Origin of the sequence: Undibacterium sp. SXout20W (assembly GCF_049340285.1) — a bacterium.
Classification (GTDB): domain Bacteria; phylum Pseudomonadota; class Gammaproteobacteria; order Burkholderiales; family Burkholderiaceae_D; genus Undibacterium.
Genome location: NZ_JBMPPH010000036.1, coordinates 1 through 13123, shown reverse-complemented (window position 1 = coordinate 13123; position 13123 = coordinate 1). Strand labels below are relative to the sequence as shown.

The window sequence follows — 13123 nt, the reverse complement described above, 5'->3', positions numbered from 1 at the left end:
TGCGCTTCATTTACGATTCATTTGTTAAAAATTGTTAATGACACACACGGAACGCTACCTATTTTGGGGATATTGATCAGGTTTACGGATTTTTTCCTCATCCGACCTTCAATTCACAGTTTCATACAACACATTTTGTTGTATTAAAAAGAAGTTATTCTGTCCGTTGAAAAAAATAAATTATTTTCGAACGGTCGTGCTATATTATGTTTTTTTGTGTCGTGATTGGCTTCAGTTTAGGGCTACACTTTTCTATTTCGTACCAAGTCAGGATGCGTGCTTTTTGTGGAATTATTCTGAATTGTAAGTAGCTTACGTATTGTTTCGTAAATCGTCGTTGTTCTGAGGTGAAGGCGGGTGTTTTTAAACGTTCTTGGTTGCCCTTAGTTGCCCTTACTTGCCCTCGGTTGGCCTTGGTTGCCGTTACTTATTTGAAGTCGATGATGCAAAATAGTTTTTCTTTTTACTCATACTCATACTAATACTGGAGACCCACATGTCTGATGCTGTCATTGTTTCTACCGCGCGTACTGGCCTCGCAAAATCCTGGAAAGGCGCATTTAATATGACGCATGGTGCCACTTTAGGTGGACATGCATTAGCCGCTGCCATTGCGCGTGCTGGGATTGAATCTGGTGAGATCGAAGATGTGATTATGGGCTGTGCCACACCTGAAGGCGCCACTGGCAGCAATATTGCACGTCAAATCGCTCTGCGCGCCGGGTGTCCGGTAACGACGGCTGGTATGACAGTGAATCGTTTTTGTTCTTCAGGTTTGCAAACCATTGCCTTGGCGGCACAGCGAATTATCGCTGGCGAAGGCGATGTGTACGCAGCGGGTGGTGTTGAATCGATTTCTTGTGTACAAAACGAAGCCAACACCCATATGCTGGTTGAACCATGGTTAAAGCAACATAAGCCAGAAGTGTATTGGCCAATGTTGCAAACGGCAGAAACCGTAGCGAAACGTTACAACATTTCCCGTGAGCGTCAGGATGCCTATGGCGTACAAAGCCAACAACGTGCATCGGCTGCACAAGCAGCTGGTTTGTTTAACGCTGAAATCGTTCCAATGACGACAATCATGGGCGTGGCTGATAAAGCAACAGGCATGCTGGTTACGCGTGAAGTGACGATTTCATCCGATGAAGGAATTCGTGCTGATACTACGTTAGAAGCAGTATCCAAGATTCGTTCGGCTTTGCCGGGTGGTGTGATTTCTGCCGGTAACGCCAGTCAATTTTCAGACGGTGCTTCGGTGGCGGTGTTGATGAGCAGTAAGCTGGCTGAGGCAAAAGGTTTGCAGCCTTTGGGTATTTTCCGTGGTTTTGCGATTGCAGGTTGTGAGCCAGACGAAATGGGTATTGGTCCAGTCTATGCAATTCCTAAATTGCTTAAAAAAGCTGGATTAAAAGTAGAAGATATCGGTTTGTGGGAATTAAACGAAGCGTTTGCTGTGCAAGTCTTGTACTGTGCAGATACGTTGGGCATTCCGATGGACCGATTGAACGTGAACGGCGGAGCGATTGCCGTCGGCCATCCATATGGTGTTTCTGGTGCACGTCTGACAGGTCATGCCTTGATTGAAGGCAAGCGCCGTGGTGTTAAATATGTGGTCGTCACAATGTGTATTGGCGGTGGTCAAGGAGCCGCTGGTCTATTTGAAGTGGTCTGACGTACACTAAGGCTTGGATAGAGTCGAGATTCATGCATGAGTTTGTCGTCAATATAACTGATGCATGAATCTTTTTTTCAGGTGTTCATATTTCTCAGATATTGCCATGCAATCAAAAATCCTCTCCCGCCGTGATCTCGAATTTTTACTGTACGAATGGTTGGATGTTGAAACGTTGAACCAACGTCCGCGCTTTGAAGACCACAATCGTGAAACGTTTAACGCTGCATTAGATACGTGTGAACAAATCGCGACAGATTTATTTGCGACCCATAATAAAAAGAACGATCAGAACGAGCCGCACTTCGATGGCGACGTTGTGCACATGATTCCAGAGGTGAAACAGGCTTTAAACGCCTTTTGTGACGCTGGCTTGTTGGCGGCAGGTCAAAATTTTGAATTTGGTGGTATGCAGTTGCCTTGCGTCGTCGAGAAGGCTGGGTTTGCCTATTTTAAAGGTGCCAATGTCGGTACGGCGTCTTACCCGTTTTTAACGATAGGTAATGCCAATACCTTGCTGAAATGCGGCACGCCTGAACAAATTGAGTTATTCGTTAAGCCGATGCTTGAAGGCCGTTTTTTCGGGACGATGTGTTTGTCTGAGCCACAAGCAGGTTCTAGTTTGTCGGATATCGTTACGCGTGCCGAGCCACAAGAAGATGGTACTTACAGGTTGACCGGCAATAAGATGTGGATTTCCGCCGGTGAACACGAATTGTCGGAAAACATTGTGCATCTGGTGCTCGCCAAAGTGCCTGATGAACACGGTCAATTAATCCCCGGTGTAAAAGGGATTTCCCTGTTTATCGTACCTAAATATTTGCTCAATGCTGATGGCTCATGCGGTGAGCGCAATGATGTCGTGTTAGCTGGCCTTAATCATAAAATGGGTTATCGCGGTACGACAAATTGTTTACTCAATTTTGGTGAAGGTAAATTTAAACCATTGGGCAAGGCAGGTGCAGTCGGTTATCTGGTAGGTACTCTGCATCGTGGCTTGGCTAATATGTTTCATATGATGAACGAGGCGCGGATTGGTGTGGGGTTAGGGGCCGTGATGCTTGGTTATACTGGCTATTTGCACTCTCTCGATTACGCACGCAATCGTCCACAGGGACGTGCGCCGCTGAATAAAGATCCTGCAGCGCCTCAAGTGCCTATTATTGAACATACCGATGTCAAACGTATGTTGTTGGCGCAAAAATCCTACGTCGAGGGTGGGCTTGCATTAACCTTGTATTGTGCACGTTTGGTGGATGAGGAGCGCACTGGCACAACGTCGGAAGCGCGCCAACATGCATCCATGATTTTAGAAATTTTGACACCCATTGCCAAATCTTGGCCATCACAATGGTGTCTCGAAGCGAATAATCTCGCCATTCAAGTGCACGGTGGTTACGGTTACACGCGTGAATACAATGTCGAACAATTTTATCGGGATAACCGCCTTAACCCTATCCATGAGGGAACCCATGGAATACAAGGGTTGGATCTGCTCGGCAGAAAAGTTGTCATGCACGATGGCGCGGCGTTAGAAGCGATCGGCGAATTAATGCATAAGACCTTGCGTCTGGCCGCAAATCGCCCTCAATTAGTCGAATACGGTAAAGCATTAGCCAGAGTATTACAGCGTCTGGCACAAGTCACCAAGCAACTGCACGCCTGCGGGGATACCAATAAAACCCTGGCAAACGCATCGGCTTATCTTGAGGTATTTGGACATGCCGTCGTCGCTTGGATCTGGTTGGAGCAAGCGTTGCTGTGCCTTGGAAAAGAAGCTCACCATGATGCAGATTTTTACGCCGGTAAACTGCAAGCATGTAAGTACTTTTTTAATTGGGAGTTGCCTAAGGTACATCCACAGCTTGATTTGCTCGGCAATATCGACGTCACAACCTACGAGATGAAAGATAGTTGGTTTTGAAATTAGTTTTTAGATTTAAATAATACTGGGTGGGAGTACCTTTTTTTATCTTTGATTTAATAAGGATATAAGTGGTTATTTTGCTACATACTCCCCTGGTTTTTTAAATACGGCAGAAATTCATCATATTAAAATAATAAATTGGAGACCATAAAATGAAAGTAGTGCGCACAGTTCAGGAATTATTCAATCTCAACGGCAAAACGGCATTGATTACCGGTGGTTCGCGGGGACTAGGTTTGCAGATGGCTGAAGCCTTGGGTGAGCAGGGCGCACAGATTGTCATTTCAGCGCGCAAACAGGCTGATTTGGATGAAGCCGTTGCACACCTGCAAAGCCGTGGTATTCAGGCCACTGCAATCGCCGCAGATTTGTCAAAAGAATCCGCGGTAACTACCTTACTCGACGGCGCTCTGGAAAAGCTCGGACATATCGATATTTTGATCAATAATGCTGGCGCTACTTGGGGGGCTCCGGCGGAAGATTATCCCGTTGAAGCATGGGATAAGGTCATGAATTTAAATATCCGCAGCATCTTTTTGCTATCGCAAGCTGTTGGAAAACGTTCAATGATTCCGCGTCGATCTGGTCGTATCATCAATATCGCGTCGATTGCTGGCCTTGCCGGAAACGCGCCAGGCACCATGCAGACGATTGCCTACAATACGTCGAAAGCCGCAGTCATCAATTTTACGCGTACGCTCGCTGGCGAATGGGGTGTTCATGGAATCACTGTCAACGCGATTGCACCCGGATTTTTTCCTTCAAAAATGACGAAAGGGATTCTTGATCATTTGGGCGAAGAAAAACTCTCCAAAGAAGCACCGCTGCAGCGTATTGGCGATGACGAAGATCTGAAAGGTGCCACTTTATTGTTTGCCTCCGACGCTGGCAAACACATCACGGGGCAGACTCTGGCGATTGATGGCGGTGTGTCGGCGGTGTAATCATGGAGCCAACTACGTCTCCACAGATCGGCTTGCCGCAGCCATCGCCCACACTGAATCCATTTTTGCATGACTTGGGTGTCGAATTTCTGGAAATGGAAAACGGCACTGCAAAGTTGTCCTTAGACCTGAGCGAAAAACACATGAATAGCTGGCAAATCACGCACGGTGGCGTGATTATGACTATGCTTGATGTGGTAATGGCGATGGCGGGTCGTTCTTTACATGCGGATTTGAAAGGTGTTGTTACCGTCGAAATGAAAACCAGTTTTCTGCAGCCAGGTGGTGTTGCAGGTGGTCGGATAGAAGCACGAGGAAAAGCGTTTTATCAATCATCGACCATGTGTTTTTGTGAGGGCGAAGTATGGAATGGTGATCGTTTAGTTGCCAAATCGATGGGAACGTTCAAGTATCTGCGACGTTTAAAATCGGGTGAAAATATGAAAAAGCTTTATGGTAGTGATTAGGATTGCATAAAAATAGTGATACACAAGAGTTCTGCGTTTGAAATTGAGTTGATGTTTAGTTTGATGTTTAGTTTGAAATTTCATAAAAAATAGAACCAGGAGACAACATGCAGCGTAACAAATCAACAGCTGCGCGCCAGCGCCGCAACATCAGCACCGCAAGTAAAATTTTCTTCGCTGTTTCGAGCATTTTTATCAGTAACGCGCACGCACAAATGACCTTACCCGATCCCGCAACGACGGACCCGAAAACGCTAGCCTGGATGCAGGGTTTTCCACCTCCAGCCGATAAAATTATTCAGTTTGCGAATGGCAGTAATTATCAATTCCCGAAAACGCGATGGGCGTTTTCTCACGGCCGCGAGCTCGGCCCTACGGCAAACGTCTGGCATGGCAACGGTCATGTTTCTGTGCTCGCATCTGCGCCGCGCGAACTGGATGGCGTGGCATTTCAGGATGAGCACGGAAAAGACGCTACCTGGGCCAGTATGTTGAATACGACCTATACCGATAGCGTGTTAGTGATGCACAAAGGTAAGGTCGTGTATGAAAAATATTTTGGTATTACAACGCCTTATTTGCCACATATTGCGATGTCGGTCACTAAGTCGTTTGTCGGTACGATGGCGGCAATGTTAGCGGTTGAGGGAAAGCTAGATCCTTCTGCGCTCGTGACAAAATATGTGCCAGAGCTAAAAGATTCTGCGTATGGTGATGCCACCGTGCGCCAAGTCATGGACATGACAATCGGCGTCAAGTATTCGGAAGCATATGCTGACCCGAAAGCAGAAATTTGGGACTATGCGCGCGCTGGCGGTTTGTTGCCGATAGCTGCGGATTATCAGGGGCCACGTACTTACTACGATTTTTTAACGAAGCTGCAAAAAGAAGGCGAACACGATGTGGGTTTCGCATATAAAACAGTGAATGCCGAGGTGCTGGGTTGGATTGTTCGCCGCGCCTCTGGAAAATCATTGTCCGATTTGATGTCGGAACGGATCTGGCAAAAGTTAGGCACAGAAAATGATGCTTACTTTTCTGTTGATCGAATTGGCACGGAGCAGGGCGGTGGTGGTTTGAATCTGACCTTGCGTGATATGGCACGATTCGGTGAAATGATGCGCCTTAACGGTGAATATAATCATCAACAAGTGATCTCCGCCGCCGTTGTTCAAGAGATACGCCAAGGTGGGGATCCAGCCAAATTTGTCAAAGCGGGTTATCCCTTGCTGAGTGGCTATTCGTACAAAGATATGTGGTGGGTGTCACATAATGCACACCAAACCTATGAGGCACGCGGTATCCACGGTCAACGCATTTATATTGATCCGGTTGCCGAGATGGTCATTGTCAAATTTTCGTCGCATCCGGTTGCCGCTAATGGTGCTAGCGATGCGATTACTTACCGTGCTTTTTCTGCCGTCGCCAATCATTTAATGAAATGAGAAATTTATCATGAGTCAATATCAACGTGTCGTCCTTGCTTCTCGTCCAGAAGGTAATGTGGTGGCCGAGAATTTTCGTCTGGAAACGCTGACTATTCCCGACATTAAGGAAGGCGAAGTACTGATCCGCAATCATTTCTTGTCGCTCGATCCTTACATGCGTGGCCGTATGGAAGACGCCAAAAGTTATGCGGCTCCGCAACCACTGAACGAAACCATGATCGGCGGCACGGTCGGTGAAGTCATCGCCAGTAAAAATCCGCGCTTTGCCGTTGGCGATAAAGTACTTGGGATGTTAGGTTGGACTGAAGTTGCCGTCTCTGACGGCGTTTTATTGCGCAAACTTGACACCACGCACATCCCGCTGTCTGCATACCTTGGTTCAGTCGGTATGCCAGGTTTAACTGCATGGTACGGACTGACGCAAATCATGCAACCCAAAGAAGGTGAAACAGTCGTGGTCTCGGCCGCGAGTGGTGCGGTCGGTAGCGTGGTGGGGCAATTGGCAAAGCAAATGGGTTGTCGGGTTGTGGGTATTGCGGGTGGAAAGGATAAATGTGCTTACGTCGTCAACGAGCTCGGCTTCGATGCTTGCGTGGATTACAAAGCAGGGCAGTTACAAACCGATCTTGAAGCAGCAACCCCCAATGGCATCGATGCCGTTTTTGAAAATGTCGGCGGTGAAATATTTGACGCTAGTCTGGCACGGATGAATCCGTTTGGACGGATTGCATTATGCGGCATGATTGCGGGCTATAACGGTGAACCTATCAGTATCAAAAATGCGCGGGTATTTTTGACAATGCGTTTGACTTTGCGCGGCTTTATCGTCTCAGAACACATGGATTTGTGGCCTCAAGGTTTGAAGGAATTGGGTGCTAAAGTTGCTAGTGGTCAGTTGAAATTCCGTGAGTCCGTGGCTGATGGCATTGCCAGTGCGCCAGAAGCATTTATTGGCTTACTCAAGGGACAAAATTTCGGTAAGCAATTGGTCAAGCTTAGTTAGTCAATGCTTTCCACGAATTTTACGCTTTAAACAACATAAAAATAGTCAACAGGAGACGTAATGAAAGTATTTAAAGACAGAGTTGCCGTGATCACTGGCGCTGCGAGCGGTTTTGGGCGGGAATTTGCGCTCATTGGTGCACGGCTGGGTATGAAGCTGGTACTGGCCGATGTTCAGCAAGATGCCTTAGATAAAACGAAAGCAGAATTGGAACAACAAGGCGCACAAGTAGTGGCGCAGTTATGTGATGTTCGTCATGCGGAACAAGTGCAAGCGTTGGCTGATGCAGCAATGGAACGCTTTGGTGCGGTGCATTTAGTGTTTAACAATGCTGGTGTTGGTTCTGGTGGCTTGATTTGGGAAAATACGCAGGCCGACTGGGAATGGGTATTAGGCGTCAACCTGTGGGGCGTAATTCATGGCACCAGAATTTTCACTAATCTGATGCTGGCATGTGCCAAAAAAGACCCTCACTATGAAGGTCATATCGTCAATACTGCGTCGATGGCTGGCTTGTTAAACGCGCCAACGATGGGTGTTTATAACGTTTCCAAGCACGCAGTAGTGTCTTTGTCGGAATCTTTATATCAGGATTTGCAGCTCGTCGAAGCGCCTATTGGTGCCTCCGTATTGTGCCCCTATTTCGTGCCGACAGGTATCTCTCAATCGCATCGTAATCGTCCGGATGATGTCAAAGGCGACACCCCAACCACGAGCCAGCGCGCAGCACAGGCGATGTCAGACAAGGCAGTGAATTCCGGAAAAGTGACAGCGCAAGAAGTGGCAGAAAATACGTTTAAAGCGATCAGTAATCAACAATTCTATATTTTCTCTCATCCTGGTGCGTTGAGTAATGTCCAGGAACGGATGGAAGACATTGTCCTCCAAAGAAATCCCGGTGATCCATACAAAGCTGCGCCGCACATTCGTGACATGTTGCGTGAAAAACTGAAAAACTCAGCATAATTTTGTAGAGCTCAGTACAAATTGACGCAAAAAATTACGCAATACAGTTTATTCCTCGATTAATCTAGTGCGACAGTGGTAGGGAGAGCAGTAATGACCGCGAGTATCAAGGCAGGCCAATTTGCCAAATTAGATAATGGCACGCAATTGCATTACGCCAGTGCAGGCGAAGCAGGGCGGCCACTCATTTTATTTGTGCATGGTTTTCCAGAGTTTTGGTATGAGTGGTCTGCACAATTGCCAGAATTTGGATCCGATTACTTTGCTGTCGCACCAGATTTACGAGGGTTTAATCTATCCGATATGCCGTCTGATTTAGGGGCTTACAAGGCGCGTCATATTGTCGATGATCTGCGTTTGCTGATTGCTCATCTTGGCTATGAAAAAGCCATTATTGTCGCGCATGATTGGGGCGGTGCGGTGTGTTGGAATATGGCGATTGCCTTGCCAGACTTAGTGCAAAAGCTGATTATCATTAACTCACCGCATCCTTACTTGTTTATGGAGGCATTGGCGAAAGATCCTGCGCAGCAAGCCGCCAGCGAATATATGAATTGGTTGCGTAATCCCGGTTCTGAAGAAGCGCTGGCGAAAAATAATTTCGCTTTGATGGACGGTTTCTTTAATGGCATGGGACAAGGAGATGCGAGCTGGTACAACGACGCCACGCGTGCCGCTTATCATGCATGTTGGGCGCGGGGATTAACAGGTGGCGTCAACTATTATCGTGCCTCACCTTTACATCCGGCGACGGCGACGCATCGCGGCCCACTGCAATTAAGTCTTAATCCGACAGATTTTCATGTCAAAGTGCCAACCCGGATTATCTGGGGTGAAAACGATAAGGCACTGCCAAAAACCTTGCTTGATGGCATCGAGAATTTTATCGATGATGTGAAGATTCAACGTATTCCAGAGGGTTCACATTGGATCATTCATGAGCAGCCGGAGCGCGTGAATCAATTAATTCGTGAATTTCTTGTTGATTAAAGGATGATCAATGGCACAGGCTGATTTTGCTTTTTTCCACTCTCTACGAGTACGTTGGTCAGAAGTAGATATGCAAGCCATTGTTTTCAATGGGAATTATCTCAATTATTTTGACGTTGCTTTTACTGAATATTGGCGCGCATCTGGCTTGCCAAATGTGGTGGAGCAGGCGGCAGAAGGGCGCGAGCTGTTTGCCCGCAAAGCGACGGTAGAATATTTTTCTCCAGCACGTTTTGATGATGTATTAGAAATTGGCGTCAGATGCAGCAAGCTTGGTCATTCTTCTATGCAATTTTTAATAGAAATATTTCGTCACGACGAACATTTAGTCTCTGGTGAGCTGGTGTACGTCTATGCCGATACCGGACTTCGTAAAGGGGTTGCTGTACCTGACACGTGGCGTGAGATAATTAGCGGCTTGGAAAAAGTCAGGCCGACTGGAGGTAATTAACATGGCAATATTAAAATCAGGAACAAGCATTGTGTTGGGTGATTGGGCGAGTCTACAAAAAGATGCCCAGGCAGTCAGATATGCCGTTTTTGTTGTAGAGCAAAAAATCCCTGCTGAATTGGAGTGGGATGCCATGGACGCCCAATGTTTACACGCCGTCGCCTACGACGCCCAACAGCAGGTTGTTGGTACTGGACGCCTATTGCCAGATGGTCATATCGGTCGCATGGCAGTCATGGCCAGCGCTCGCAATTCGGGTGTTGGCGCGGACATCTTGCGAACACTGATGGAACAGGCGAAGTTACGTGGCGATAAGTTAGTCCAATTAAATGCGCAACAGTCCGCTGAGCCATTTTATGCAAGGGAAGGGTTTGCCCGAAATGGTGACATCTTCATGGAGGCAGGCATTGCTCATATTTGTATGGCATACGAGTTTAATGTGTAATATTTAGAAATTATTTGGACTCATCATTAGATGACCAGGCGTTGATGAGCTTGGTCATTACTGTTTGTAAATATGACTATTGTGATTTGAGCGTAGAGGTGGTCGTTTTATCCGGCCATCTTTTCACCGACTCATTTTTGCAGCTAGTTAGTTGTCATTGCTCTCTTCCATTCTTCCGCTCTCGCTGTCTCCCGTTCTCCCTCGTCAATTCCTCCTATATATCATTTGCATTGACGCAAATTTTCTGTTCTTACCTCAACTCTAGTCGTCTGACCGTCTTTATATTTATTTTGCAAAGAAAAAGTTATTTTTTAGCAATTAGTTGTTGTGATTGCAAATAGTTGACTGTATTATTAAATAATCTAGCTTTTTTGCAACAATTTGTCTCTTTATTAAGATTGAATTTTGCCTCTGGCGTCGCAATAAGTTTGATCAAAACGATGATTTGAAGAAGTTGCCAATGCGATTTTCTAACAGAGCTTGGCCTTAATCGTTGCCTCATTCTCTATGAGTATTTTCTAGTTTTAGGATCAATAATGAAGATTGAAGATACAAAGGTGTCGTCCCGTTTCATTTTGGGTTTCGGTTTGGTGTTAGGATTTTTGGCCTTGGTATTAGCTTTCGGTATCGTGAATATGCAACATATTCACCAGCGCATGCAACAACTGGTCAAGTTTAACGTCGAAGAAACCAGGTTGGCGCGTGTCATGTATCTCACGGTGACAGAAAGAGCGCTGGCGCTCCGCAACGTGATTCTATTGGCCGACGACAATGGCCGGCAGTTGGAGATTGAGCGGATAAAAACACAAAAATCTAAATATGATGAAGCAGCTAGTCAACTAGAGGCTTTGTTAAAAATGGATCCTGATCCTACGCCTGTTCAGTTGCAACTGCTCAGTGAGATCAAAGCACAGGCGGCATTGGCGCAACCCTTCATCGAAAGAGCCTCCGCGCTCGCCTTAGATAAGAATAGTGAAGACGCCTATAAGGTACTGCGAAATGAATATCGACCATTGCAAAAAAAATGGTGGGATCAAATCAACGCATTTATTACCGATGAAGAAGATCAAAATAGAGATGCTGCGGCACAGGCTGAGGAAGAATACAAGCATGCTAAAAATATGATGTTGTTGTTTGGCGCGCTTGCATTATTGATCGGCATTGCTGCCGCATGGCTAATAATCCATAGCCTGCTCAAGCAGTTAGGTGGTGAGCCTCGCTATGCGGTTCAGATTGCTGAAAAAATTGCGGCTGGCGATTTGAGTATGGAAATCCGGCTTGACCATAGTAATGAACACAGTCTGATGTTTGCGATGAATGCGATGCGCAATGGTTTATCCGACATCGTTGGGATGGTCAGAATTGGTACAGAAACCATTGCTTCAGCGTCGCAGCAAATAGCCACGGGTAATATGGATTTATCGTCACGATCTGAGGAGCAAGCTGGTTCATTAGAAGAAACGGCGTCCTCGATGAAGCAGTTAACTTCTACTGTGAAGCAAAATGCCGAGAGCGCACGGCAGGCAAATCAATTGGCACAATCCGCGTCGGATGTTGCGGTGAAGGGCGGGGCCGTTGTCAATGAGGTAGTGCACACAATGGGTTCTATTAACGAATCCTCTCGCAAAATCGTTGATATTATTGCGGTCATTGATGGGATTGCCTTTCAGACCAATATTCTGGCATTAAACGCAGCGGTAGAAGCCGCGCGCGCTGGCGAGCAGGGGCATGGTTTTGCGGTAGTTGCCTCTGAAGTGCGTAACTTGGCGCAACGCTCGGCTGAAGCTGCACGAGAAATTAAGAATTTGATTGATGACTCTGTCAATAAAGTCGCAACGGGCGCCAAATTGGTTGATCAGGCCGGCGAAACAATGGAAGAAATCGTGACCAGTATTCAAAAAGTGACTGGCATCATGAGTGAAATAATGCTGGCAACGCAAGAACAAACCAGTGGCATCGAGCAAATCAAGGAAGCGATTGTGCAAATGGATGACGTAACGCAACAAAATGCCGCACTGGTTGAAGAAGCGGCAGCGGCCGCCTCAGCATTGCAAAATCAAGCGGATAACCTGAGTGATCTGGTCCGTACTTTTCAGTTGGTTGGTCAACAAAATACGTCAACGATATCCGAGTCTGAGCATCTGGCAAGACGCAGAACAGATCAGTCCAAGGTCGTTCCTTTGATTAAGAAAACCTCGCAAAGTGAGCGACTTGTTCCATCAGTGAAAAAAATTAAACGACTTGCCAATATCAATTCCAATACCAAGACCTCAAGCGATGTGATGTCTCCTGACGAATGGGACGAGTTTTAGCCTTGCCAGTCATTGCAGATGCCCGGTCGCTGACGCTAAGATTTGTCTGCGGTTACGGCGTTCGGCATTTTGTCTGAAAAGTGACTTTGCTCACGGTACGAAGATCGAACGCATGCGACCCATCTCAATTGTCATTGTCCTTGAACTTTGGTATGTTTAGGCATGTTTCGCTTTTTGGTTGGGTTCTGCGGAGTAATGCTATTGTTAACGTTCATTGATTGGTCATATTTTTTTTAATGATTCTGAAATAGTCGTATTCGCCATGCAAATTGCGTTGCACATCTTTGAATAGCAAAAATAGTAAAACAGTAAGAACAGTAAAATTCTTAATTCAGGACATAAATTGAAGAGGAGGTTGATTCATGAACGCCCCCTATGTCAGGATAGATGTCGCGTCAATTAATTCACATCAACCGTATTGGGGCGGAGTAAAGACATGCAGTGAATCGTTATCCAGCAGAACGCAAGGAGGCCATCCTTAAGCAGATGATGCCG

Annotated in this window: 11 protein-coding genes; all 11 read left to right on the top strand. The window is 46.4% G+C overall.

Going from position 1 to position 13123, the window contains the following annotated elements; all coding sequences use genetic code 11:
• Nucleotides 1–496: 496 nt before the first annotated feature.
• On the top strand, nt 497–1675 hold the full coding sequence (locus ACO0K1_RS15595) for an acetyl-CoA C-acyltransferase (RefSeq protein WP_423027338.1): 1179 nt from the start codon (nt 497–499) through the stop codon (nt 1673–1675).
• 106 nt (nt 1676–1781) lie between these two features.
• Entirely contained in the window at nt 1782–3599 is a 1818-nt protein-coding gene (locus ACO0K1_RS15590) for an acyl-CoA dehydrogenase (protein ID WP_423027336.1), read from the top strand.
• Nucleotides 3600–3763: 164 nt separating this feature from the next.
• Nucleotides 3764–4546 (top strand): SDR family oxidoreductase, encoded by a 783-nt coding sequence (locus tag ACO0K1_RS15585; protein WP_423027391.1) that lies wholly within the window; start codon nt 3764–3766, stop codon nt 4544–4546.
• 2 nt (nt 4547–4548) lie between these two features.
• Nucleotides 4549–5013 (top strand): PaaI family thioesterase, encoded by a 465-nt coding sequence (locus ACO0K1_RS15580; RefSeq protein ID WP_423027334.1) that lies wholly within the window; start codon nt 4549–4551, stop codon nt 5011–5013.
• Between the two features lie 215 nt (nt 5014–5228).
• On the top strand, nt 5229–6458 hold the full coding sequence (locus tag ACO0K1_RS15575; RefSeq protein WP_423027389.1) for a serine hydrolase domain-containing protein: 1230 nt from the start codon (nt 5229–5231) through the stop codon (nt 6456–6458).
• 10 nt (nt 6459–6468) lie between these two features.
• Nucleotides 6469–7464, top strand: coding sequence for an NADP-dependent oxidoreductase (locus ACO0K1_RS15570; RefSeq protein ID WP_423027332.1), 996 nt, complete (start codon nt 6469–6471; stop codon nt 7462–7464).
• A gap of 60 nt (nt 7465–7524) precedes the next feature.
• On the top strand, nt 7525–8430 hold the full coding sequence (locus ACO0K1_RS15565; RefSeq protein ID WP_423027330.1) for an SDR family oxidoreductase: 906 nt from the start codon (nt 7525–7527) through the stop codon (nt 8428–8430).
• A gap of 93 nt (nt 8431–8523) precedes the next feature.
• Nucleotides 8524–9420, top strand: a complete 897-nt coding sequence (locus ACO0K1_RS15560; protein WP_423027328.1) for an alpha/beta fold hydrolase — start codon at nt 8524–8526, stop codon at nt 9418–9420.
• 10 nt (nt 9421–9430) lie between these two features.
• Nucleotides 9431–9871 carry an acyl-CoA thioesterase gene (locus ACO0K1_RS15555; protein ID WP_423027326.1) on the top strand — a complete coding sequence of 147 codons (441 nt, stop codon included), beginning with the start codon at nt 9431–9433 and terminating at the stop codon, nt 9869–9871.
• A 1-nt stretch (nt 9872) separates the two neighbouring features.
• The gene (locus ACO0K1_RS15550; RefSeq protein WP_423027324.1) at nt 9873–10316 is read left to right on the top strand and encodes a GNAT family N-acetyltransferase; all 444 of its coding nucleotides are present in this window, start codon (nt 9873–9875) and stop codon (nt 10314–10316) included.
• A gap of 536 nt (nt 10317–10852) precedes the next feature.
• On the top strand, nt 10853–12628 hold the full coding sequence (locus tag ACO0K1_RS15545; RefSeq protein ID WP_423027322.1) for a methyl-accepting chemotaxis protein: 1776 nt from the start codon (nt 10853–10855) through the stop codon (nt 12626–12628).
• The last annotated feature ends 495 nt before the right edge of the window (nt 12629–13123 follow it).